We start from the raw sequence: 24,737 nt of genomic DNA on the forward strand, positions 1-24,737 counted from the left end.
ATTGAAAACCATGTGAAAAGAAAGAGAGGTTCGTGAAATGGGAAAAATAATCGGAAACGGCATTACGTTTGATGATGTTCTTCTGATACCGGCTTATTCAGAAGTGATTCCAAATGAAGTGGATTTATCCACTTATCTTACGAAGAAGGTAAGACTGAATATTCCAATGATGAGCGCAGGGATGGACACCGTAACGGAGCACCGTATGGCGATTGCAATGGCAAGGCAAGGCGGAATCGGAATCATCCATAAGAATATGTCCATCGAAGAGCAGGCAGAAGAGGTTGATAAGGTAAAGCGTTCCGAAAACGGAGTCATCACAGATCCTTTTTATCTTTCGCCGGAGCACACGCTGGCAGACGCCAATGAGCTGATGAGCAAGTTCCGGATCTCAGGAGTGCCGATCACAGAGGGAAGAAAACTGGTGGGGATCATCACCAATCGTGATCTGAAATTTGAAGAGGATTTTTCCAAGAAGATCAAAGAGTCTATGACGTCGGAGGGTCTGATCACTGCACAGGAGGGGATCACACTGGAAGAAGCCAAAAAGATTCTGGCGAAAGCAAGGAAAGAAAAGCTTCCCATTGTGGACAAGGAATTCAATCTGAAGGGTCTGATCACCATTAAAGATATTGAAAAGCAGATCAAGTACCCGCTGTCTGCCAAGGACGAGCAGGGAAGACTGCTGTGCGGAGCAGCCATCGGGATCACGGCCAACTGTTTGGAGAGAGCGGAAGCCCTGGTCAATGCCAAAGTGGACGTAGTGGTAATGGATTCTGCACACGGACATTCTGCAAATGTGCTGCGTACAGTGGATATGGTCAAGAATAAATTCCCACAGCTCCAGGTGATCGCAGGAAATGTGGCAACGGGAGAAGCTACGGAAGCTTTGATCCGTGCAGGAGCCGACGCTGTTAAAGTCGGGATCGGGCCGGGCTCCATCTGTACGACGCGCGTAATCGCAGGGATTGGAGTACCCCAGATAACGGCGGTAATGGAATGCTATGAGGCCGCCGACAAGCATGGGATCCCGGTGATCGCTGACGGAGGGATCAAGTATTCCGGAGATATGACAAAGGCTATCGCAGCAGGCGCCAATGTTTGTATGATGGGAAGCATTTTTGCGGGTTGTGATGAAAGCCCGGGAACCTTTGAACTGTATCAGGGAAGAAAATATAAGGTATATCGTGGAATGGGATCCATCTCCGCCATGGAAAATGGAAGCAAGGACAGATACTTCCAGACAGATGCAAGAAAGTTGGTGCCGGAGGGCGTAGAAGGCCGGGTTGCCTATAAGGGGACGGTAGAGGATACCGTGTTCCAACTGATGGGAGGACTTCGTTCCGGAATGGGCTACTGTGGAACGCCCACCATTGAGGATCTGAAGCAGAAAGGACAGTTTGTGAAGATCTCCGCAGCCTCTCTGAAGGAGAGCCACCCTCACGACATTCACATTACAAAGGAAGCGCCGAACTACAGCGTAGACGAGTAACAGATAACAGAACATACAAACCTCCCCCACAGGTGGCAGATCAGAAACGGTCTGCTTCCTGCGGGGGAGGTTTTTTGTGAAAATCGATTGTCAGGATTGGGACCAGTCCGTCAACACGTTTTGTCCTACTGCCTCAAAGGAAGAGACAGAGCAGCAGGATAACTTTCTGCGCTCAGGCTGGAAGAAAACGCTTATCGGATAATGTCCAGAAATCCCATCTGATCCAAAGCATTCAGTACCAGATGTCTGCCGGCATCGGTTCCGTCAATGATCCTCCTGGCACGGACAGAGTCTCCAATATTCAATACCTCTACCGGCTCTCCCAGGAACCCGTCAGAAAGCTCGGCCAAAACGGGAGCATATGCCTTCATGCCAAGACATACAAATCCATAGTCGAAGGGCAGCGTTTCTTCCGTGCCATTTTGGTTGACCAAAAAGGCGTCCGGGAGTACTTTGGTCAAAGCAGTGCCGGTCAGTTGTCGTACTTGTCCCTTTTGCAGGAATTCTTTGACGCTTGCTATGGAAGAAGCATCCAGACCGTTTCCGATGGTAGGAAGCATTTCTACCAGAGTGATCTGCGCATTTCTGGACACGAAAAATTCCACTACATCCAGCCCAACTGCTCCGCCGCCGACTACCACCACCCTTTTGCCGGACAGATCTTCCGGATAGCGCTCCACCTCTGCAATAAAATCCAGAATGGAAAAAACAGGTGCGGAAGACTGCAGCTGTTGGGCCAACCCATCAATAGGAGGAAGGATGGGAACGGAACCGGTAGCGTTTACTACCAGGTGCGGGTGATACTGTCTGACACGTTCCAAAGTTCCCTCTGTGCTGGTCAGGATGGTCAGATTTTCCAGCTGTCCGGCACGAGCTTTCAGATAGGTGGGGAAATCGGCCAGACGTTTTTTGGAGGGGATCTTGGAGATTTCCACAGACAGTCCGCCGATTTTGTCTGTTTTTTCTAAAAGGGTTACATGACATCCCACCTCGGCTGCCGTACAGGCTGCCTCCAGGCCGGCGGTTCCGGCGCCGACTACCACCACGTTACAGGGAGAGGACACCTTGTATTTTTTGTAGGCTTCTCCATAGATCAGGTCGGGGTTGATGGTACATCTAAGAGGCTTATTGCCGCCGATACGATTTCCCACACATCCCACATTGCAGGAAATACACTTCCGCAGCTGCTGGGTGCGGCCATACTTGACTTTGTTACACCATTCGGGATCGGCGATCAGCCCCCGGCCTAGTCCGATAAAGTCCGCATCCCCTCGCGCCAGGATATCTTCCGCCACCTGGGGATCACGGATGTTTCCGATAGCGACGGTAGGCTTGTGAAAACGGTCGCGTACAGCTTTTGCCATGTAAGCCCGCCAGCCGTCTTCCAGATAATTGGCATCGATCTGGTATTGGATGGTGGGATTCAAGCCGGCAGAGGTATCGAACAGGTCTACCTCATCCTGCAGATATTCCAGGTATTCCAGGCAGTCCTCAACGGTATTTCCGCCCGCCACCAGTTCATCCACACTCAGCCGCAGGGAGATGGGAACATGGGGGCCGATGGCAGCGCGCACCTGATCGATGACCATGCGGCAGAAGCGGGACCGGTTCTTTGCGGAGCCGCCGAATTCGTCTGTTCGGTCATTCATCGTGGGAGACAGGAACTGACTGATCAGGTAAGAATGCCCCGCATGAATTTCTATCAGATCAAATCCTGCATTTACTGCCCGTTTTGCACCAATCCCATAGTCCTTTGCAATAGCTTCCAGCTCTTCTTTGGAAAGCGGCCGGGGAGTTTCTCCGCCGGGCTTGGAAGGAAGTGTGGAGGCAGATACCGGCTGCATTCCGATCCGGGAGCTCATGGCAGAAGCTCCTGCGTGGTTCAGCTGAATACCGATACAGGCGCCCTGTCTGTGACAGGCTTCCGTCAGATTAAACAGTCGGGGAATATAGCTGTCCTTGTCAATCCGAAGCTGCGTGGTCCCATTGGAACCCTCCGGATACTTCACACAGATGTTTTCAACGATAATAAGGCCCGTGCCGCCTCTGGCACGCAGCTCATAGTATCGGATGTGTTCGTCGCTGAGTTCTCCGTCATGTCCTGCAAAATCACTGCCCATAGGCATCATGACAACACGGTTTCGGACTGTCATGGAACGGAGCGTGATAGGACGGAATACATGTGGAAAATTTACTTTCATAGGCCCTCCTTTGATTTGAGATCTGATGGAAAGCTTCCTCAGATCTTCGATGAATTTGATTCGATTTCCGATTTCATAAGAAAATATGTTCTGTGAAACCAAAAATACTCCGCCAGGATCGCGCTGCGGCGGTAGGGAAACGTGCCGCAAAAGCGACTCGCCGCAGGCGGAGAATCCTGTAGCGCAGGATTCTTTCTTATTTGGAGTATATCGCATTGTTAAAGAAAAGACTAATTAGTAAAAAATGAGAAATAATAGAATTTATCTATGGATAACGGGAAAAACCAGGGCGCTGCCATAGGAAATCGACAGAGAAAGATGTGACCGATGGAGGAAACTGTGGCGGATCAGAGAAACTGCCTTGCGAAGAGAAGGGAAGCTTGCTATAATACAGCAGATACAGGAAGGCTTGTGAAAAGAACTATGAGGGAAACAATGAACGAATTGGAACAGTTTCGGGAGCAGGTAGCAGCCTGCGATGAAAAGATTATGGAGATGCTGATCCGGAGAAATCAGCTGGTGGAAAAAATCATGGATTATAAGGAAAGGCATCAGCTTCCGGTGCTTCAACTGCAGCAGGAAGAAAAGCAGAACCGATACTGGGGGGAGAAGCTTTCCGACAACCGGCACAAAGAAGAGCTGTTTGCCGTATTTGAATGTATCAGAAGGAACAGCAAGAAGATTCAGGCCAGAAGGCTGTTTGACTATAATATCATTTTGATCGGATTTATGGGTGTGGGAAAGACCACCGTATCCGGCTGTCTGAGCCGTCTGTTTGCTCTGGATGTGGTAGAGATGGATCAGGTGATCGCAGAAAGGGAGGCCATGAGTATTCCGGATATTTTTGCCGCCTGTGGGGAAGAATATTTCAGGGATCTGGAGACGGCCCTTCTGGTAGAGCTGCAGTCCCGAAAGCATACGGTCATTTCCTGCGGCGGAGGAGCTGCCCTGCGGGAAAGAAATGTGGCTGAGATGAAAAAGAACGGGAAAGTGGTACTTCTGACGGCAACTCCACAGACGATCTATCAGAGAGTGAAAGACAGCGAAGAGCGCCCTTTGCTGAAGGGAAGAAAAAATGTGGAAGCGATCGCCAGACTGATGGAAGAGCGAAGAGAAAAATATGAAGCGGCGGCAGATATTTTGATCTGCACAGATGAAAAAAGTGTTCTTCAGGTATGTGAAGAACTGATACAGCAGCTGACAAAAGAAGGGATACAGAAAAATGTTTGAGATGTTTTTTCCCGATCATTATGTGGCAAGCACCTATGTGATCGATTTTGAAAAATTATATAAAAATGGATACAGAGGAATTATTTTTGACATAGACAACACGCTGGTACCTCATGGGGATCCCTCCGATGAGAGGGCGGAAGCATTGTTTCTGCGGCTGAAGGCTTTGGGATTTCAGACCTGTCTGCTGTCCAACAACGGGGAGGAGAGGGTGAAGCTGTTTAACCAGAAGGTACAGACCAACTATATCTACGACGCCCACAAGCCTTCTCGAAAAAACTACCGGGAGGCCATGAAGCGGATGGGAACAAGCCGGGAAACGACAGTGTTTGTGGGAGACCAGCTGTTTACAGATGTATGGGGAGCAAGGCGGACAGGGATCCATAATTTTCTGGTAAAACCGATCCATCCAAGAGAGGAGATCCAGATCGTACTAAAAAGATACCTGGAGAAGATCGTGCTTTATTTTTATAAGAAAAAACAAAGAAAGCTGAAATAGTGGGGAGACCTGCGGTGGATCACCTACGGGAAGGCGACAGGCGGGTTCGCCTGATGTACAGGTAATAGATAGAAAACAGCAATGCGGTGAGAAACCATGATACCGGATAGCTGCCCAGGATCACCAGGATGGAAGGATGTCCGGGGACGACAAACAGGATCCAGAGGATTCTGGCGGCGCAGGTTCCCAAGAGGGATACCAGCATGGGAAGAAAGGTTTCTCCGGTGCCACGGATAGCTCCGGAAAGAATTTCACCAAATACATACAGAAGATAAAAAGGAGCAAGAAAATGCATCATGGAGACCACCAGAGGAAGAATGTCGTGGTCGGCCGGATGCAGGAACAGCTTGCCGATGGTTCCGCTGAACAAGTAAAGAAGGATGCTGAGCAAGGCGACGATTCCGGATGTGATAAAAAGTCCGGAAGCGACGCCTTTTTGTATTCTCCTGTAATGTTTGGCACCATAATTTTGCGCCGCAAACGTAGAGATTGCAGCTGCAAGCGCATCGGTGGAAAGCCAGATCAGAAAATCCAGTTTTCCGCAGAGAGCCCAGGCTGCAATGGAATCTGTGCGGTAGCGTTGATACTGGTCTGGATCATCATGTTGGCGATAGGATAAAAAGAAGACTGAAGTCCCAGGGGGATGCCAAGCCGAAGGATGGACAGCAGGCTTTCCCTGTGAATACGGAAGGGAAAAAGACGAAGAAGGCTGTCTCTTTTTTGTGACGGCGACGGATCAAAAGCCGGAGCCGTCCGAGGGTCCGGGGTCTGTGCATGATCCCGGATCCTTAGCTGGTCAGACGATTTTATAAGCACATACAGGATCAAAAGGGCGCTGACGGTCTGGGAAAGTACGGTGGTAGCAGCGGCACCGGAAGCCCCCAGACGCAGAAATCCTACAAAGAACAGATCCAGTACCAGATTGAGAGAGCAGGAAAGAAGCAGAATGGAAAAAGGAGTTCTGGAGTTGCCCACGGCTCTTAAGATCCCGGCGCCAAGATTGTAGAGGAGGGATACGGACAGTCCGAAAAAATAAATGCGGACATAAGAGAGCGTCTGAGAGTAGATGTCCTGCGGAACTTCCAGGAGATCCAGACAAGCAGGAGCAAATACGATCCCCAGAATGGAAAGAAGGACACCTCCTGCAAAAGAGAAGGCAATGGCAGTGCGGGCAACCTGCGTCAGCCGGCGAAGCTGCTTCCCGCCAAACAGCTGGGAAACGAGAATGGTTGCTCCGGCGGAAAGTCCGGTAAAAAAGTTAAGAGGGAGCTTCAACAGATTGTGCACGGAATCAATGGCAGCCAGACCGGATTTGCCGGCAAACTGTCCGATGATAACCGCATCAACGGTAGTATAAAGTTGCTGAAATATGCTTCCGGCCAGGATGGGCAGAAAAAACAGGATCAGCTGTTTCCAGATGACCCCCTGAGTAAGATCCAGATTTCGTCCTTCCATAAAATATTTGCCTCCTTTCCGGGAAAAATCTCCTTGCTCACAGATCTTCCAGATTGATTCCTTTTGGCGTTTCCATGTGTACCAGAGTGATCTTGTAGATGTGATCGGCATCGCCTCTTTCCAGAGCGGTGAGGATATTCAGGTGCTCCTGATAGGTAGCCTCCATACGTCCTTCATGAGCCAGGGAAAGCTGAGCCAGTCTCCGCATCCGGTAGTGAAATGTGGAAAACACCTCTTGAAATTGACGGTTTTGTACAAAGTTAATGATTTCCTGATGGAACCGGAAATCGTAATCACAAAATTCAGAAATAGAATGGGAAGTTTCCAGAATACGCTTCAGCTGGGACATCAGCCCGCGAAGACTTTGAAATAAAAGTCTGGCTTCAGGCGTCTGGCTTGCAAGAGCGATCTGATAGGTGCAGTAGCATTCAATAGCGGAGCGTACCTGGAAGGTTTCGATCACGTCCGTCCTGGTAAGTCTGTGAAGCCGGAATCCTCTGCTGGGAATGATGTCGATATAGCCTTCCTGGGCAAGACGGTGGATGGCATCCCGAAAAGGAGTCCGGGAAATCCCGATCTCTTTGGCAAGCTTTGTCTCAGAATAAACCTGGTCATAGGACAGGCGATCCGACTGGATCAGATCCTGCAGATACAGATAGGCCTGCTGATTTAATGGTGTCATAAAAAACCTCTTTTCTTATAGTCTTTTACGTTCACTATAGCGGAAAACCAGGGAAAGGTCAAATATTGTAAGAATATGACAAAAAAATATCAAAATTAAAAATAAATTAGCAAATATGCACAGAAAAGCATGAAAAATATTGTAAGAAAAGGAGAAAAAAAGAGGAAAGCTTGACCGGTATACCGGTTCGGGTGTACAGTCAAACAAAGTTGGAGAAGGATCCGACGGCGACAGAAAAAACAGGAAACAAAACAGAAAGGGTGTAGACATATGAAAGTAGGATTCATAGGACTGGGGATCATGGGAAGACCCATGGCAAAAAATCTGCTGAAAGCAGGAGTAGAACTGATGGTATCGGATCTGAATCCGGAAGCGGTGGCAGACGTAGTGGAAGCAGGCGCAGAAAACGGAACCTATGCGCAGATCGGAGCCGATTGCCAGGTGGTGTTTACCATCGTTCCGACAGGAGAGATCGTAAAAGAAATCCTTTTTGGAAAAGAGGGAGTGGCGTCTTCGTTGAAAGAAGGCAGCATCGTTTGTGATATGAGCTCCGTTACACCGGTAGAATCCAGAGAGTGTTATGAAAGGCTGAAACAACAGAAAGTAGGATTTGTGGATGCGCCGGTTTCCGGAGGAGAGCCGGGAGCCATTGCGGGAACGCTGGCCATCATGGCAGGAGGAGAGGAGGAAGCCTTTGAACAGTTGAAGCCATATTTCGAGATCCTGGGTTCTTCCGCCCTGTTGATCGGAGGGCCGGGAAGCGGCAGCGTAACAAAGCTGGCCAATCAGGTCATTGTAAATAATACCATTGCCGTGGTTTCGGAAGCTTTTGTACTGGCGGCAAAGGCCGGGGCGGATCCGCAGAAGGTGTATGAAGCGATCCGGGGCGGTCTGGCGGGAAGTGCGGTGCTGGATGCCAAGATCCCCATGATCGTAGAACGGAATTTTAAGCCGGGAGGACCCATCCGCATCAACCACAAGGATATTAAAAACGTGGTCCACACAGCCCACTCCATTGACGTACCGATTCCTTACACGGCACAGCTGTATGAGATTTTGCAGACGTTAAAGATCCACGGACATATGGAAGAGGACCACGGCGGGATCGTACAGTATTTTGAACGGTTGGCAGATGTAGAAGTAAAGAAAAAATAGGAGGGCGGCAGGCATGAAACAAAATATTACCAGTTTCCATAGATTTCCGGAGGTGGACGAGAAGGAGGCGGACAGACTTCTGGAACAGAAAATCCGAAAAAATCGGAAAAAGATCATAGTGCTGGATGATGATCCGACGGGAGTGCAGACTGTGCACGACATTTTTGTTTACACCGGCTGGGACGAAGAAAGCATCCGAAGCGGCTTTGAAGAAGACCGTCCTCTCTTTTATATCCTGACCAATTCCAGAGGATTTACCCGGGAGGAGACAGAAAAAGCCCACCGAGAGATTTCCCGGACCATCGGGAAGGTAGCGAAGGAGTTGAAAAAGGAATACCTCCTGATCAGCAGAAGCGACAGCACCCTGCGAGGGCATTATCCTCTGGAAACGGAGATCCTGCGGGAGGAATATGAAGAAATCTGGGGAAAGCAGATAGACGGAGAAATTTTATGCCCGTTCTTTCTGGAAGGCGGACGGTTCACCATGGACAACGTTCACTATGTCAGATACGGAGAAGAGTTGATCCCGGCAAATGAAACAGAATTTGCAAAAGACAAGACATTTGGGTACGAGGCGACCACAATGCCTCTGTATGTGGAAGAAAAGACGGCAGGAGCCTATCGGGCAGAAGATGTGGTATGTATCTCACTGGAGGACATCAGAGGGTTTCAGGTAGAAAAAATAAAGAAACAGCTTTTGGGAGTAAACAGATTCCGGAAAGTGATCGTCAATGCGATCTCCTATGCGGACGTGAAGGTGTTTTGTATTGCTCTGTACCAGGCGATGGAGGAAGGAAAGCTGTTTTTGTTCCGGTCGGCAGCGGCCCTGGTAAAAGTGATGGGAGGAATCAGCAGCCAGCCGCTTTTGGAACGCAAAGATATGGTAACACGGGAAACCGGGTGCGGTGGTGTGATCGTAGTAGGATCCCATACAGAAAAAACCACCAGACAGCTTGCGGCTTTGAGAGAGCTGGACGGCATCGGTTTTATTGAATTAAATGCAGGCCTGGTAAAAGAAGAAGCAGAATTTGCCAGGGAGGTAGAGCGGTGCCTGAAGGAAGAGGAAGAATTGCTGAAACAGGGAAAGACGGTCTGCTGCTACACAACGAGAAGCCTGATCACTGCCGATACGGGAAACAAGGAGGATGAACTGCGCTTATCTGTACGGATCTCGGATGCAGTACAGTCTCTGGTGGGAAAGCTGTCCGTTACACCGGCCTTTGTGATCGCAAAAGGCGGGATCACCTCCAGTGATGTAGGGACGAAGGCGCTGGCGGTAAAGAAGGCAAACGTGCTGGGACAGATCAGGCCGGGGATCCCTGTCTGGCAGACAGGAGAAGAAAGTCGGTTTCCCGGGACGCCTTATGTGATCTTTCCGGGAAATGTGGGAGAGGATACCACCTTGCGGGAGGCGGCGCAAATCCTGATGGGAATGTGAAAAAAGAAACAAACGAACAATATAAACAAAAGCGAAATTAATTATTGACACAAAACGAACACAGAAGTACAATTAAAACATAAATGAACAACAAAAGATCGTAATAAGGCAGAAGGGGAAAGGAGAAACAAATGACCCAGTGTGTTGTGATTGCAGATGATCTGACGGGCGCCAATGCGACGGGAGTACTTCTGAAAAAAATGGACTACAGGGCGTATACGGCCATGAATGCAGAACGTATTGAACTGCGGACGAAGGAAGCCTATGACTGTGTCCTTTATCCGACGGACAGCCGAGGAGTGGATCCACAGATAGCCTACAACCGGGTGAAAAATGTATGCAGTCTCTTGAAAAGCCCGGAGGTAAAGGTATACGGAAAAAGGATCGACAGCACCTTAAGAGGAAATCTGGGAAGTGAAACAGATGCAATGCTGGACTGTCTGGGAGAAGAATATATTGCGGTGGCTGCACCTTGCTTCCCTGCTTCCGGGAGGATTGTCATTGGCGGTTATATGCTGGTAAACGGTCTTCCGCTTCACAAGACGAACATCGCCCTGGATCCCAAGACACCAGTGGCACAGTCGGAGGTAGCGGAGCTGTTTGCGAAACAAAGCAAGTATTCCGTGTCTTCTATTTTCATGAAAGATATGATGGACGGAGCAGGGCATCTGACAGACCGGATCGAAGAAGAGCTTGGCAAAGGAGCCAGGATTTTGGTATTTGACTGTGTGACCCAGGAGGATCTGGATCTGATCGCAGATGCGGTGCTGCTAAGCGGCAGAAAGGTGATCGCGGTAGATCCCGGCGTGTTTACGGCTACGCTGGCAAGAAAGTGTATGCCGCCAAAGAAGCGGGAGAAAAACAGGATCCTGACGGTGGTAGGAAGTGTCAATTCCAACACAAAGGATCAGATGGAGGAACTTTGGCTGTCCCAGAAAACCTATTCTGTCCTGGTGCAGACGAGGGAATTTCTGGAAAGTGACGACAGGAGGGAAGCGGAGATAGAGCGCGTGGTATCTCGAATCCTGCAGGAAAGCGGGGATTACTTTGTGGTAACGGTGACCGGAGACGGGATCTATCCGGAAAACCGGATACAATTTGAACCTTATATGAAGAAGTGGGGCGTCGGGTTGGATGCGATCACAGCCAGGATCAATCAGGCATTTGCAGAGATCACATGGAGGATCTTCAGACAGGAAGAAAGCTTTAAAGGACTTTATACCAGCGGCGGAGACGTCACGGTGGCTGTATGCCAGCGATTCGGAACGGCAGGTCTGGCTCTTTTGGATGAGGTTCTTCCCCTTGCCGCATACGGACGGTTTATCAAAGGAGAATTTGAAGGTGTCCATATTGTCACAAAAGGGGGCAGTCAGGGAGGAAAGGATGCCATCAACCGCTGCGTTACATATCTGAAAGAGAAACTATATATCTAAGGAAGAGAGGAAAAAAGTATGAAAAGACCAGTGATCGCAATTCCCATCGGAGATCCGGCAGGCGTCGGACCGGAGATCGTCGTAAAGGCGCTATGCAATGAAAAAGTGAAGCAGGATGCAGACTGTATCGTGGTAGGAGACAGGAAGATCTGTGAAAATGCCATACGGATCACAGGAGAGAAACTAAAGATCCATGTGATCCATCAGGTGGAGGAGGCGGTTTTTCAAGACGGCGTGATGAACCTGATGGATCTGAACAATGTGGATATGACACAGTTTTCCTTTGGGGCAGTCAGCGGGATGTGCGGGAAGGCGGCGTATGCGTACATTGCCAAATGCATTCAGCTGGCAAACGAAGGAAAGGTAGATGCGGTAGCCACGACTCCCATCAATAAAGAATCCCTGAAAGCGGGGGAGATCCCCTTCATTGGACATACAGAGATCTTCGGAAGTCTGACCGGAACGGAGGATCCGCTGACAATGTTTGAGACCAACGGGCTGCGGGTATTTTTCCTGACACGGCATGTGTCCCTTCGTCAGATGCTGGATATGATCAAGAAGGAGCGGATCAAGGATTATGTGAAAAGATGCCTGGAGGCATTGGAAAAATTAGGCGTGAAGGAGGGAACCATGGCGATTGCCGGGCTGAATCCTCACTGCGGAGAACACGGATTGTTTGGGTTTGAGGAGGTGAATGAGATCACACCGGCAATCGAGGAACTACAAAAGGAAGGGTATCAGGTGGTGGGACCCATCGGGGCGGACTCTGTGTTCCATCAGGCAGCTCAGGGAAGATACAACAGCGTATTGTCCCTGTACCATGATCAGGGACATATAGCGACAAAAACCCTGGATTTTGACAGAACCATCGCGATCACAAACGGAATGCCGATCCTTCGGACATCGGTGGACCATGGAACTGCATTTGACATTGCAGGAACAAACAAAGTAAGCGAGATCAGTATGGTAGAAGCAATTCTGTTGGCAGCAAAATACGCCCCTAATTTTACAAAATAAGAAAGAAGAGAGGAGATCGGTTATGGTTAACGGATTGAGTGGTGAGAGGATGCTGATAGGACTGGCGGTTGGAATCGCAGTCCTGATCTTCCTGGTATTAAAAACAAAAGTGCAGGCATTTTTGGCGCTGATCATCTGTACGGTGATCGTGGGCGTGGTAGGCGGAATGCCGCTGATCAACACAATGATCGAAGTAGACGGAGTACAAAAACCCTTCGGGATCGTCAATTCCATCACGACAGGATTTGGAGGAACCCTGGGAAATATCGGTATCATTATCGGCTTTGGAGTTATGATGGGACAGATTTTCGAGGTGACCGGAGCCGCTAAGACGATGGCACAGACCTTCCTGAAGCTGTTTGGGAAGAAAAGAGAAGAAGAGGCGCTGGCGATCACGGGATTTCTGGTATCCATTCCCATTTTCTGCGACTCGGGCTTTGTGGTACTGGCGCCTATCGCAAAAGCGATCTCAAAAGTAACGAAGAAATCGGTGATCGGACTGGGTGTGGCACTGGCGGCCGGACTGGTGATCACCCATTCCCTGGTTCCTCCGACACCGGGACCGCTGGGTGTGTGCGGAATCTTTGGAATTGACGTGGGAAAATTCATTCTTATGACGATCCTGCTTGCTATCCCTATGACAGTTGCGTGTATCGCTTACGGAAGACTCTATCTGTCAAAGAAATTTTACCGGATCCCCAACGAAGAAGGCGTGATCGAAGAGCGTCCTTACGAGGAGCCGGATTATGAAAATGCATTTGCAATGACGGAAGAAAAGCTGCCGGGTGTATTTGCATCCTTTATGCCGCTTCTGCTTCCCATTATCCTGATCCTGATCAATACGGTGGCAACTGCGCTGGGCAAGACCGGCGGGATCATGGAAGTTCTTGTGTTCTGCGGACAGCCTATCGTGGCAGTAGGACTGGGACTATTAGCGGCGATCTTTACGCTGGGCAGGACGCTGAACCGCCATGATGCTGTCATGGAAATGGAAAAGGGAATGATGTCGGCAGGCATCATCATGCTGGTAACCGGAGGCGGAGGTGCTTTAGGACAGATCATCAAAGATTCAGGACTTGGCAACTTCATGGCAGAAGGTCTGGCACAGACGGCAATCCCCATTGTGATCCTGCCGCTTCTGATCTCTACGGCAATGCGGTTTATCCAGGGCTCCGGAACGGTAGCCATGACCACCGCGGCAAGTATTTCTGCCCCCATCATCGTGGCAGCCGGTGCAAATCCTCTGCTGGGAGCGATCGCATGCTGTGTAGGATCCCTGTTCTTCGGATACTTTAACGACAGCTACTTCTGGGTAGTCAACAGGACGCTGGGCGTCAGGGAAGCAAAAGAACAGCTGACCATCTGGTCTGTGACCTCTACCATTGCGTGGGCAGTAGGTGTGGTGGAAGTACTTGTACTCAATATCTTTATGTAGATCGAAACATATGGTATAATTACAGCGGAGGAGAGATTCCTCCGCTGTTGACGTGATACGGGACAGAGCGTGTGGCAGAGACTGCTGACGTGACAGAAGACGGAGCGTGGATTTGGAGTCGGTGTGTAAGGTCGAAAGGTAAGAGGTGGATCAGATGCTCAGAGTAGAGAGACAGGCGAAGATCGTACAGCTTCTGCAGACCAGAGGAAGTCTGCAGGTGGAAGAGCTGGCAAAGGAACTGGGAGTCAGTCCTATGACGATCCGGCGTGATCTGGGGACGCTGGAAGAACACAATAAGGTGGAAAGATATCACGGCGGGGCCGTGGCCAAGCAGGAAGAATCCTATGCCCGGAAAAAGACCAGTCACCAGGGAGAAAAGGAGAGGATCGCCAGGAGGTGCTTCGCCTTTATCAAAGAGGGAGACACGGTGTTTCTGGACGCAGGCACCACTACCTATGAGATCGCCAGATTACTGCAGTCGATGCCGGATATCATGGTGGTGACCAATGACCTGGAGATCGGGCAGCTGCTGAAGGAAAGCCGGGTACGGCTGTTTCTGTGCGGAGGAGAAGTCCAAAAAAGCACCGGAAGTGTGTTTGATCAATACGCCAGGCAGATGCTGGAAAACTTCAAGTTCGACATAGGCTTTTTTGGAGCGGCCTCTATCAACAAAAACTTTGAGGTGACGACGCCTACCATCGAGAAAATGTGGCTGAAAAGGCAGGTACCCAGGCAATGCTCGGAGTCGTTTCTGGCGGTAGATGCCTCCAAATTTGAAAAACAGTCTATGACAAAGATCAACCATTTAGGCGATTATACCGGTGTGATCACAGGAAGAAGGTTTTCCGAGGAAGAAAAAAAGCGGCTGGACGCCATGGGAGCTGTGATCTACGGACTGACGGAGGAAAGCAGATGAACAAGGGCGCAGGTGGGGAAATAAAACAACGGGATCCAAATGCAGGACGGCCCCTGAATGGAAGGGGCAGAAGGCGCAGGATTTCGATAAGGAAAGAAGGCGGAGAAGGCGGAGAGCTGTTAAAAAAAGGTTGAAAAACAGGCGTCTTTATTATAGAATGGAACAAGTAAAAAGAATGAGAGGTGTCTGCCGGACACTGCTTAAGGAGGAATACAAATGGTATCAGCAGGCGATTTTAAAAACGGACTTACTGTGGAGATTGAAGGAAACGTGTACCAGATCATGGAGTTTCAGCACGTAAAACCAGGTAAGGGGGCAGCTTTTGTACGTACAAAGCTGAAAAACATCATCAATGGTGGAGTAGTGGAAAAAACGTTCCGTCCTACGGAAAAGTTTGAAAATGCACATATCGAAAGAAAAGAAATGCAGTATCTGTACAACGACGGAGATCTGTTCTATTTTATGGATACGGCGACATTTGACCAGATTGCGGTCAATGCAGACACGGTGGGAGATTCCCTGAAGTTTGTAAAAGAAAATGAAAACGTGAAGCTGAGTTCCTATCAAGGTAGTGTGTTTGCCATTGAGCCGCCTCTTAGCGTGGAGCTTCTGATCGTGGAAACAGAGCCGGGATTCAAGGGAGATACGGCACAGGGTGCGACAAAGCCGGCTATCGTAGAGACGGGAGCACAGGTTATGGTTCCTCTGTTTGTAGAACAGGAAGACAAGATCAAAATCGATACACGTACCGGAGAGTATCTTTCCAGAGCATAAGGGAGCTTAGGCGATGCCGGAAAACACCGGCAGTCTGGCGGTGCATATGAAATAGGAATAAGAGAAAAAGACCTTGCATTTTCAGCAGGGTCTTTTTATAATGATAACACCATAGTAATTCAAATCATAGTTTTAGACAGATCAGGTATCGGGATTCACATCAGGCTTTTATCGAAGCAAGGTTCAGAGAGTTTTTACAGTGACAAGCAGGGAGAGGGGATCTCTGTGTCTATTCAAAAAAGATGCGAGGTTTGGATATTGGAAGCCTGAATATTCAAAATTTGGACATGCAAAATTCAGAGATTCAAAAATTGGACGTATGTGCAGTCGGTATGCCGGTCTGAGCCCGGGTTATCCGGCAATATTTCCAAAAACAGATCAGAATTCTCCGACAACAATCAGCCAATCAAAACAAACAAATCTCTAAAGGACAAATCAAAACAGGCAGATCCATGAATCAAAATAAACAAATCTCTAAGGGACAAATCAAAACAGGCAGATCCATGAATCAAAATGAACAAATCTAAGGAACAAATCAAAACAGACAGATCCATGAATCAAAACAAACAAATTTCTAACAAACAAATCTCCGAGGAACAAATCGAAACAGACAAATCAACCAATCAGAACCCAAACGATTATCAGAAAACGACAGCGAACAAGTCGCAAGGAAAGAAAGGAGTGTAAATGACAGACAGTGCATTTGCAAATAGGCTGCGGGAACAGGTGCAGGAGCTTCTGGGAACCGGAGTCAGGGTAACCTTATGCCATTCTCCTGGTGGAGAAGAAAAAACAGGGCTGATGTTTCAGGGGGAACAGGATATTGCAAGACCTGTCCTCTATCTGGAAACATTTTGCGGAGAAAAGGGAGAAGACAGTCTGGAAGAACTGGCGAGAAAGATCGCGCTTTGGTATGCAGACACCATAGACCAGGAGAGGATGCCATGTGCATTTCCGATAGAGTATTCTTCCGCCAGGAACAATCTGGTCGTAAAGCTGCTTGGCAAAAAAGAAGCAGAGAAGCTGCCGGAGCAGGTGGTTTCTCAGAAATATCTGGATTTTGTGATGGTATTTGACCTTCTTCTTGCCATGCAGGAAGAAACCTGTGTAACTTGTCGAATCAGACGGGAACATCTGGAAAAATGGAATATAGATATAAAAAGATTGTTTTTTGATGCGGAAGCAGCCACAAGAAGAAAATTTCCCGTCCTGTTTCAGACGATGGAGGAAGTCATAGCGTCTTTGGTTAATTGTGCGGCTATTCCGGTCAAAGAGCAGATCTATGTCCTGACCAATGAAAGGAAATACTGGGGCGCTGCCACACTTTTGTACAAAGGATGCCTGGAAGAAATCGGGAACAGGCTGCAGGAGGATTATTATGTGATCCCCTCCAGTGTCCATGAGGTCATTCTTTTGCCGGTTTCCAGAGCGCCGGCTTGTGACCGGATCAATCAGATGATACAGGAAGTCAACGAGACGCAATTAAAAGAGGAAGAAGTGCTGGGAGATACTGCCTACTATTATGACAGAGTAAAAAAGGAATTGAGAAAGGCGGGATCCGATGCGGAAAAAGGAGGAACTATTGAAACAGACAATCACATGGAAAACTAAGATAAGAAAAGCAGTCAGAATGGGACTGATGATCATGCTTGTGGCAGGGAACTTCTGCCTGCAAAAGAGCGGGATAGTCCGTGCAGAGGGAGAACATCAGTTGTCCTTCCTGCGGCAGGAAGTGGCGCACATTTTTTTGAGAGGGGCAGGCGGCGTAGACAGGGGAGAAATGGAAGAAGCCGTCCTGGCAGTGGATGGAAGGCCGGTTTTTTGCATGGAACCTTATGCGAAGTTTCAGGAAGGAAAAGGGCAGAAGATCCCCTTGGAAAAGTATCAGGTGGAAGAGTCCCTTCTTAAGAGACTGGGCCTGGAAACTTACTATATCACGCAGTTGAGTCCACAAAAAAACACAGATGCAGGATACATCCTGGCACAGATTCATTTATGGAAAAGTCTGTCTCCCTATAAGGGATGGGACTGCGGCGAAACTTACGCGGCTGAATATGTACAGCTTACGCCTGTGTTTGAGGAAGCACGGCAGTGGGCAGAAAAACACAGCGGGTATTACCAGGTGTGGCTGCAACTTTATCAGGCGACAGACGGTGGACAGATCACCATGGAGGTACAGGTAAAAAAGTATGGATCTCTCCGGTTAAGAAAGGAATCGGCGCAGTCAGAGATGACAGAGAAAAACCCTGCCTATAGTCTGGAAGGTGCAGAATATGGAGTATATCAGGAAGGGACAAAAGAACTGGTGGCAACCTTGGTTACGGATAAAACAGGAGAGGCAGAAGTGTTTTTGCCGGAAGGGCGGTATGAAGTCAAAGAGAGGAAGGCCCCGACGGGATATGCTCTGGATGCCACCGTCTATCCGGTGGAAGTAAAATGGGAGGAAGAGGTTTTGCTAAACAAAGCTTCCCTGAAGGAGCAGCCACAGTATGAAACAGTGGGACTGTTGCTGGAAAAAACAGATAAGGAAACGGGCAAGCCTGTGCCGCAGGGCGGCGCTTCCCTGGCAGGAGCCAGATTTGAGGTGGCGTTTTATCCGGGCTATTACAAGGGGAATCCCATAGAAGAAGGGGGAAAGCCGGAAAGGAAATGGATCGTAAAAACAGATAAAAAGGGACAGGCATTTCTGAGAGAGGAGTACCTCGTTTCGGGAGATGAGCTGTACAGAAATAAGGAGCGGACCCCCGTTCTTCCTCTGGGGACGGTTACGATCCGGGAAATCAAGCCGCCGGAGGGATATCTTCCGGATCAGGGAGTTTATGTAAGAAAGCTGGTGGGATATGGGAAGGAAGAAAGCGTGCAGCTTTATGAAACGGTAAAGATCAGGGAACAGATCATCAGAGGAGACTTAGAAGGCGTCAAGATTGAAGCCTCAACGGCGAGAAGGATGGGAAACGTCCGGTTTCGTATTACATCTGCCTCAACAGGAGAAGCCCATGAGATCCTGACAGATGAAAACGGTTATTTTTCCACGGCGGCAGAGTGGCACCCGCATACAAGGCACACCAATCGGGGACAAGAGGCAGGAGACGGGATCTGGTTTGGAGGAGGAGAATCAAAAGATACGGCAGGCGCGCTTCCTTTTGACACCTACATTCTTGACGAATTGGAGGGGCAGGAAAACCAGGGGAAAAAGCTGATCCAAGGATTGCGGGTGGTTGTATCCAGAGACAGACAAAAGGTGCTTCTGGGAACGATAAGTAATGAGAGCAGGCCGGAATCTGATTTTTGGATCCGGACACAGGCGCAGGGAAGCAGCGGGAAGAAAGAAATTCTTCCGCAAAAACATCAGACCTTTCAGGATATGGTTGAATTTGAGGGAAGGAACATCAAGGACAAGGAGGTGCTGATCCGTGGCCAGGTGATGAGAAAGAGCAGCAGATCTCCTCTGGAAATTAACGGAAAAGAAGTGATCACGGAAAAAAGAGTGCGGATTTCTGGAGAAAAAGGGCAGGCAGAGCTGGAATTTGAGGTGGATGCTACGGGACTGGCAGGGGAAGAGCTGGTCCTATTTGAATCTGTCTATGACAGCTCCGGAAAGCTTTTGGGAAAAGAGACAGATTACGAAAATCCATCCCAGACGATCCGGGTCCGGCAGCAGGAAGAACCATCTGTAGGGCAGGGAGTAAAAACGGGAGATGTCAGTCACCTGCCCCTTCTGATCTCTCTGATAGCTTCCGGTGCAGTGACGGGCTTTGTCTGGAACAGAAGAAGGAGATAAAAAAATATAAAGAAAAAACAGGTTGGAAGTTTACTTTCTGTGACAGATGTGTTATATTACAAAGGCAGTTTTACTGCCTTAGGCACCCGTAGCTCAGGGGATAGAGCACCGCCCTCCGGAGGCGGGAGCGGCGGTTCGAATCCGCCCGGGTGTGTAACAGAGGGAGTCTCGCAACATAACTGACTGGACAGTTGTGGAGCGGGGCTCCCTTACTTTTGCTGAGATACGGATGGAAATAGAAAAGAAAGGATCCTTAAAAAATAAAGATCAAGAACTTGATTGAAAATTAGGAAACTTCTGGAATAATACGGAAATTTCATTTAATATATTTTACCTCTATGGTATGTTGACAATGGGAGGGGTGTGTGCTGGTTGACATTGGAAGAAGGGGCAGGACTGTGAAGACGGTCGAAAGCGAAAATGTGTCAGACATTCACCACAGATCACCGAACATGTCAATATGCGCCATGGATGAGACGTGGCGAAGAAGGAGGTAACAATGAAGAAAAGGATGCTGGCGATCCTATTGCTGGTTACATTGGTTCTGGGAAATATTGCAGGGAACATTTCTTATGCAGAGGGAAGTCCGGAACCGGAGGAAGCCGCCACGGAAGTGGAGGCACCGGCAAAAGAGGATCAAAAAGAAGAGGCGCCCAAGCAGTCGGAAACCGGGGAAGAAACGACTGCAGAAAGTGTGGAAGTAAAGCAGGAAGAAACGGTGCAGCCGAAGGTAGAAGCGGGGAACGCCGCCCAGGTGCAGACTTCTGCGCAGCCGGAGGCAGAACAGAAAGAACAGGCAGAAACAGAAAAGACAGAGTATAATAAAGCAGAGATCAAAGGAACGAAGGAAGTGGGCGGCGTTACAGCTTATGTGACGGCTCCGGTCGGAAGCTTTGAGGAGGGAACCACTCTTCAGATCCGTGCTTTGGGGAAGGCTCAGACCAGCAAGGTGGAGGCACGACTGGAAGAACAGGATGCCGTTGCATTTGATATTACCTTCCTTTCGCCAACAGGGGAAAAGGTACAGCCACGAACAGGATATCCGGTGGATCTGCGGTTTTCTGTGTCGGATGACTCCAAGCTTGCAGGACATGTAAAAGAGGGAAATGCTCTGCAGGTATATCATGTGGAAAACGGCGGCGCCATCGAAAAGATGGGAGGGGCCCAGGGAAAAGAAGTATCGGTAAACGCAGAGCGGTTTTCTCCCTATGTGGTGGCAGCCGGAGGGCCAAGCAGAGCGCCGACGCCCAGCAGCGTGATCACCGAGATGAGTGTATCAAGTGAAACCGGAGGACCCATTGGAACTATTTCCAAATGGCAGAAGTTTCGCGTCAACGCCAAGTTTGCATTGCCGGATAATCAGGTGCATGCAAATGATACGACGGTGATCAAGCTGCCGGATACGCTGCAGTTTTCCAGTATGTCGGCCACCTTTGAGCTACGGGACAGCGAGAACAACCTTGTGGCAAATGCGGCTGTCAGTGAGGCAGACAAGACTGTGACGTTGACGTACACAGACTACGTAGATAGCCATTCTGGCATAACGGGAGAATTTTTCTTCTATGCAAGGGTAGATCATGCCTACATGCAGAATCCGGGAACGGTTACGGCGGACTTTATCGTCAATGGCGGTGTGATCCATGGAGGTTCTTTTGAATTTGAAGGAGTACCGGATCCCACACCATTTAAGATACATAAGGCAGGCTGGCAGTCTCCGGCGAATCCGGATCCCACAGTGCTGTATTACGAAGTGGCGGTCAATACGGAAAAAGTGGCTTGTGGAAACACTATAATCAGTGATGTACTGGGGACTCCGCAAACATCTTATGTGGAATCTTCCTTTGTAATCCGAAAGGGAACCTGGAGGATAAATCAGCATAAAAGCTGGGAACTGGACGGGGCGACTGTTACATCCGATTATACGATCCAGTGGACTCCCGATAAAAAGGGATTTTCCATAAATTTAGGAAATGTAACGGAGCAGGATGGATTTACCATCGATTATCAAGTGAAGTCTTCCTATACACCGGTAGATGGAGAACAGTTTGTCAACAATGCGACGATGATAGGGAGCCAGATCGGAACGCAAAACCAAAATCTGGTTTTGGCTTACACGGCGGCCGGTGGATTTGCAGAAGGCTACGTGTACAAGATCAAGGTACACAAGGAAAGTGAAGACGGAACACCGCTGGAAGGAGCGGAATTTAATGTGATCCGGCACGTCAACGGAGTGGTGGTGGGCACCATAAAGACCGGACCAAACGGAGACGGGGAGCTGGGGCAGCTTTTGAAGGACAAATACCTTTTGGAAGAGACCAAAGCGCCGAACGGATACCAGAAATTAAAAGATCCCATTGAGATTAATCCCCAGGACTTTGGAAGTGATAAAACAGTTTTAAAAACGGTGACCAACAAGCCGGATACCATCGAGGTGTCTGCGATGAAGACCTGGGACGGAGGGCCTAGCGAGGATCATACCGCAGTAACCTTCAAGCTGTATCGGAAGCTGCCGGGAGGTGTGAAAGAAGAAGTCACCAACGTATCTCCCACCACGACACAGATTTCACCGGGAGTGTTTGAATATGTGTGGAAGAACCTGCCAAAGACAGGGGCAGGCGGGGCCGTTTATGAGTATACCGTGGAAGAAGACGGAGTGACGGATGGAAAGGTGACCGTCAATGGTCATACTTACCTGGTGAACCAGCAGGGGACAAGCATCACCAATACCTATGAAATCCCAAAGACCAAGTTTACGGGAAAGAAGGTTTGGGAAGGAGGAGAAGATCCCAGGCCGGTTATCAAACTTCAACTGTACAGAAACAATGTACCGCAGGGAGCACCGGTGGAATTGCAAAACGGCGCTACAGAGTATACGTGGGAAAATCTTGACAAAACAGATGAAAACGGGAAACCCTACAATTACCGGGTAGATGAGGTGGAAGTACCGGAACATTACAAAAAGACCAACGTAAATGACTGTACAGTGAAAAACACCTATGAGAGTCCCAAAATAGAAGTAGAGGCAACCAAAATCTGGGTGGGTGGAAGCCAGCCGTATCCAACTATCTGGATGAAGCTTTATAGAGCGACGGAGAACGGAACGACAGAAGCGGTTCCTCAGGCAGAAATCAAAGAATTGCAAAATGGCACCACCACCGTAAAGTGGACGAACCTGGATAAAACAGACGCAAATGGAAAAGATTACCGCTATTTTGTAAGAGAGGTAGATGTTGACGGAAAAGACTGGACTCCCAAGGATTATATCAAAACGGAAGATGGGCTGAGAGTTGTCAACACCAATATGGAAAAGGTGGAAATCCCGGTGACCAAGGTTTGGAAGAGCGTGGAAGGAGAAGAACTTCCGCCGACCATTACCTATCGACTGTGGAGGGATGAGAAGGAGATCAACCACCATGTGGCAACGAAGGACAACTGGAATTATACCTTTACAACGGACAAAGACGGGAAGCCGCTGACCAAATATGACATTGTGGATGGACATCTGCACACATACCGGGTGACAGAGGATGCCGTACCGGGCTATGACACGCAGGCCGATGGGTATACCTTTACAAATACCCAGAAGGTGGTTGAAAGAGAAGTTCGTAAAGAGTGGGTCAATGAGACGGGAGAACCGGATCCCACAAGCGTTACGGCAGTACTGCTGAGAAATGGAACGGAGTACAAGACGGCTGTTTTAAATGCCGGAAACGGCTGGTATCACAAATGGGAAAAACTGCCGGAGACAGACCCGTCCGGAACTCCTTACGTGTATACCATTGATGAAAAAGAAATAAAAGGATATATGAAGAAGCTGAATCCACAAAATGGGATGACGACGATAGTCAACCAGAAAGAACTCATCCAACTGGAGGTTACAAAGACCTGGAAGGATGAAAGTGGAGATCTGGATAAACCTGCAGAGATCACGGTGAATCTATACCGGAGCGATAAGCCGCAGGAAGTGTACAAGAGCATCGTATTAAGAAAAGAAAACAGTGAAAACGAGTGGAAGGGCGTGTTTGAAAAACTGCCGAAGTACGACCAGGATGGAAAAGAGTATCAGTACACGATAGATGAGGTGCCGGTGCCGGGCTACGAAAAAGTCATCCGGGGGTACAGCATTACCAATACAAGAATCCTGATCCAGATCCCGGTGTCTAAGACCTGGGTAATGAAAGAAGAAGTATATCCGTCCGAGATCGTTTATGTCTTGTTGCGGGATGGCAAAGAGATCAACGAATATACAGCCGCAGCCCCCAACTGGGATCATACCTTTGAGGCAGACAAGGATGGGAAAAAGCTGCCGAAGATCAATCCGGCTACGGGAAAAGACTACAAATACGAGGTGCAGGAAAAACAGGTTCCCGGATTTGATACGGAAATAGACGGATACGCGGTAACGAATAAGCAGATCCTGACGGAAAAAACCGTGAAAAAGATATGGGAAAACGGGAAAAAGCCGGATGTGAAGCTGGAACTGTGGAGAAAAGGAACGGCAGCAGACGGTTCTGAAATCGATGAGAAGGTGGACGAAGTACTTCTCACCAAAACGAAGCTGACACATACCTTCACGGAGCTGGTAAAATTTGATCCATCCGGAAAAGAGTATGAGTACTATGCAAAAGAGCCGGATGTGCCGCAGTATTACGAAAAGGCAGAAAACGGACTGGAAATCACCAACAAGTTCGTAAGTCCCAAGATCAAGATCAAAGTGACAAAAGTATGGGCAGGCGGACCGGATATCCATCCGACCATTCGATTCCAGCTGTATCGGAACGGAGAAGCCTTTGGAGAAGCAGTGGAACTGAAAAACGGTATGCTGGAATATGAGTGGACGGACTGCCTGCAGTTCGACGATGATGGAAATGAGTATGAGTACACGGTAAAAGAAGAACCGGTAAAAGGCTATACGTCCACCATCGATGCCAGTGATAAGCATAATATCGTGGTAAAGAATACCTATATCCCCAAGCTCAAGAAAAAGAAACATACACCAAAGACAGGGGACGGAGCCTTCCCGGCTTTGCCGATCATGGGAATGCTTGCAGCAGGTACTGTTTTCCTGGTACAGAAAAGGAAACGCAGGACACAGTAATGTGAAAGACAGAATGAACAAAAACGATTGATAGAAACAGGCAACCCCAATCAAGGGCAGGTACACGCCGCATACGGCGTGTACCTGCCCTTAAAAGTTGGAGTGATAGACCAACATATTTTGTCCTGTAA

The 24,737-nt window shown here is 48.9% G+C and carries 16 protein-coding genes, 1 tRNA gene and 1 pseudogene; 14 read left to right on the forward strand and 4 right to left on the reverse strand.

Features of this window, described 5'->3' with window-relative positions:
- The first annotated feature begins 37 nt into the window (after window positions 1–37).
- Window positions 38–1,492, forward strand: coding sequence for an IMP dehydrogenase (guaB, locus tag SOW26_RS03075; RefSeq protein ID WP_154478149.1), 1,455 nt, complete (start codon window positions 38–40; stop codon window positions 1,490–1,492).
- Between the two features lie 191 nt (window positions 1,493–1,683).
- On the opposite strand, the gene SOW26_RS03080 is transcribed toward guaB, so the two are convergent.
- Window positions 1,684–3,693 carry an oxidoreductase gene (locus SOW26_RS03080; RefSeq protein ID WP_276958524.1) on the reverse strand — a complete coding sequence of 670 codons (2,010 nt, stop codon included), beginning with the start codon at window positions 3,691–3,693 and terminating at the stop codon, window positions 1,684–1,686.
- Between the two features lie 435 nt (window positions 3,694–4,128).
- Here SOW26_RS03080 and SOW26_RS03085 point away from each other — a divergent pair, with 435 nt between their 5' ends.
- Both SOW26_RS03085 and SOW26_RS03090 read left to right on the forward strand, forming a co-directional pair.
- Window positions 4,129–4,923: a shikimate kinase gene (locus SOW26_RS03085; RefSeq protein WP_320651873.1), complete on the forward strand. Its 795-nt coding sequence runs from the start codon at window positions 4,129–4,131 to the stop codon at window positions 4,921–4,923.
- The gene (locus tag SOW26_RS03090; protein WP_276958522.1) at window positions 4,916–5,422 is read left to right on the forward strand and encodes a YqeG family HAD IIIA-type phosphatase; all 507 of its coding nucleotides are present in this window, start codon (window positions 4,916–4,918) and stop codon (window positions 5,420–5,422) included. The genes SOW26_RS03085 and SOW26_RS03090 overlap by 8 nt, the downstream gene beginning before the upstream one ends.
- A 19-nt stretch (window positions 5,423–5,441) precedes the next feature.
- Here SOW26_RS03090 and SOW26_RS03095 read toward each other — a convergent pair whose 3' ends face one another.
- The 3 genes from SOW26_RS03095 to SOW26_RS03105 are packed head-to-tail and all read right to left on the reverse strand — an operon-like array spanning window position 5,442 to window position 7,559.
- Window positions 5,442–5,984 (reverse strand): MATE family efflux transporter, encoded by a 543-nt coding sequence (locus tag SOW26_RS03095; protein ID WP_320651885.1) that lies wholly within the window; start codon window positions 5,982–5,984, stop codon window positions 5,442–5,444.
- Window positions 5,945–6,877: an MATE family efflux transporter gene (locus SOW26_RS03100; protein WP_320651874.1), complete on the reverse strand. Its 933-nt coding sequence runs from the start codon at window positions 6,875–6,877 to the stop codon at window positions 5,945–5,947. The genes SOW26_RS03095 and SOW26_RS03100 overlap by 40 nt, the downstream gene beginning before the upstream one ends.
- A 37-nt stretch (window positions 6,878–6,914) precedes the next feature.
- Entirely contained in the window at window positions 6,915–7,559 is a 645-nt protein-coding gene (locus tag SOW26_RS03105) for a GntR family transcriptional regulator (RefSeq protein ID WP_154478154.1), read from the reverse strand.
- Between the two features lie 213 nt (window positions 7,560–7,772).
- Here SOW26_RS03105 and garR point away from each other — a divergent pair.
- The 11 genes and pseudogenes from garR to SOW26_RS03160 form a co-directional block, all read left to right on the forward strand.
- Window positions 7,773–8,714 (forward strand): annotated as a pseudogene (gene garR / locus SOW26_RS03110) (2-hydroxy-3-oxopropionate reductase); the annotation flags it as partial.
- A 13-nt stretch (window positions 8,715–8,727) separates the two neighbouring features.
- A complete protein-coding gene (locus SOW26_RS03115) occupies window positions 8,728–10,152 on the forward strand; it encodes a four-carbon acid sugar kinase family protein (RefSeq protein ID WP_320651875.1) in 1,425 nt (474 codons plus the stop codon).
- A gap of 131 nt (window positions 10,153–10,283) precedes the next feature.
- Window positions 10,284–11,585: a four-carbon acid sugar kinase family protein gene (locus SOW26_RS03120; protein ID WP_276958519.1), complete on the forward strand. Its 1,302-nt coding sequence runs from the start codon at window positions 10,284–10,286 to the stop codon at window positions 11,583–11,585.
- A gap of 18 nt (window positions 11,586–11,603) precedes the next feature.
- A complete protein-coding gene (pdxA, locus tag SOW26_RS03125) occupies window positions 11,604–12,602 on the forward strand; it encodes a 4-hydroxythreonine-4-phosphate dehydrogenase PdxA (RefSeq protein WP_276958518.1) in 999 nt (332 codons plus the stop codon).
- Between the two features lie 22 nt (window positions 12,603–12,624).
- Entirely contained in the window at window positions 12,625–14,037 is a 1,413-nt protein-coding gene (locus SOW26_RS03130; RefSeq protein WP_154478163.1) for a GntP family permease, read from the forward strand.
- A 154-nt stretch (window positions 14,038–14,191) separates the two neighbouring features.
- A complete protein-coding gene (locus tag SOW26_RS03135) occupies window positions 14,192–14,953 on the forward strand; it encodes a DeoR/GlpR family DNA-binding transcription regulator (protein WP_276958517.1) in 762 nt (253 codons plus the stop codon).
- 216 nt (window positions 14,954–15,169) lie between these two features.
- Window positions 15,170–15,727, forward strand: a complete 558-nt coding sequence (gene efp / locus SOW26_RS03140) for an elongation factor P (RefSeq protein WP_154478167.1) — start codon at window positions 15,170–15,172, stop codon at window positions 15,725–15,727.
- A gap of 687 nt (window positions 15,728–16,414) precedes the next feature.
- Complete coding sequence (locus SOW26_RS03145) at window positions 16,415–17,338, forward strand: DUF5688 family protein (RefSeq protein WP_276958516.1); 924 nt, start codon at window positions 16,415–16,417, stop codon at window positions 17,336–17,338.
- Window positions 17,310–19,508: a SpaA isopeptide-forming pilin-related protein gene (locus SOW26_RS03150; protein ID WP_276958515.1), complete on the forward strand. Its 2,199-nt coding sequence runs from the start codon at window positions 17,310–17,312 to the stop codon at window positions 19,506–19,508. Before SOW26_RS03145 ends, SOW26_RS03150 begins: the two co-directional genes overlap by 29 nt.
- Window positions 19,509–19,590: 82 nt before the next feature.
- Window positions 19,591–19,662: transfer RNA gene (locus SOW26_RS03155), tRNA-Arg, on the forward strand.
- A 345-nt stretch (window positions 19,663–20,007) separates the two neighbouring features.
- A complete protein-coding gene (locus SOW26_RS03160) occupies window positions 20,008–24,606 on the forward strand; it encodes a Cna B-type domain-containing protein (RefSeq protein ID WP_320651876.1) in 4,599 nt (1,532 codons plus the stop codon).
- Window positions 24,607–24,737 lie beyond the last annotated feature (131 nt).

Source organism: Suipraeoptans intestinalis, assembly GCF_034091795.1.
GTDB lineage: Bacteria > Bacillota > Clostridia > Lachnospirales > Lachnospiraceae > Suipraeoptans > Suipraeoptans intestinalis.

Excerpts from the sequence above, each read along its gene's own strand:
- guaB (WP_154478149.1), top strand. The coding sequence starts at position 38 with ATGGGAAAAATAATCGGAAACGGCATTACGTTTGATGATGTTCTTCTG.
- SOW26_RS03080 (WP_276958524.1), bottom strand. The coding sequence starts at position 3,693 with ATGAAAGTAAATTTTCCACATGTATTCCGTCCTATCACGCTCCGTTCC.
- SOW26_RS03085 (WP_320651873.1), top strand. The coding sequence starts at position 4,129 with ATGAACGAATTGGAACAGTTTCGGGAGCAGGTAGCAGCCTGCGATGAA.
- SOW26_RS03090 (WP_276958522.1), top strand. The coding sequence starts at position 4,916 with ATGTTTGAGATGTTTTTTCCCGATCATTATGTGGCAAGCACCTATGTG.
- SOW26_RS03100 (WP_320651874.1), bottom strand. The coding sequence starts at position 6,877 with ATGGAAGGACGAAATCTGGATCTTACTCAGGGGGTCATCTGGAAACAG.
- SOW26_RS03105 (WP_154478154.1), bottom strand. The coding sequence starts at position 7,559 with ATGACACCATTAAATCAGCAGGCCTATCTGTATCTGCAGGATCTGATC.
- SOW26_RS03115 (WP_320651875.1), top strand. The coding sequence starts at position 8,728 with ATGAAACAAAATATTACCAGTTTCCATAGATTTCCGGAGGTGGACGAG.
- SOW26_RS03120 (WP_276958519.1), top strand. The coding sequence starts at position 10,284 with ATGACCCAGTGTGTTGTGATTGCAGATGATCTGACGGGCGCCAATGCG.
- pdxA (WP_276958518.1), top strand. The coding sequence starts at position 11,604 with ATGAAAAGACCAGTGATCGCAATTCCCATCGGAGATCCGGCAGGCGTC.
- SOW26_RS03130 (WP_154478163.1), top strand. The coding sequence starts at position 12,625 with ATGGTTAACGGATTGAGTGGTGAGAGGATGCTGATAGGACTGGCGGTT.
- SOW26_RS03135 (WP_276958517.1), top strand. The coding sequence starts at position 14,192 with ATGCTCAGAGTAGAGAGACAGGCGAAGATCGTACAGCTTCTGCAGACC.
- efp (WP_154478167.1), top strand. The coding sequence starts at position 15,170 with ATGGTATCAGCAGGCGATTTTAAAAACGGACTTACTGTGGAGATTGAA.
- SOW26_RS03145 (WP_276958516.1), top strand. The coding sequence starts at position 16,415 with ATGACAGACAGTGCATTTGCAAATAGGCTGCGGGAACAGGTGCAGGAG.
- SOW26_RS03160 (WP_320651876.1), top strand. The coding sequence starts at position 20,008 with ATGAAGAAAAGGATGCTGGCGATCCTATTGCTGGTTACATTGGTTCTG.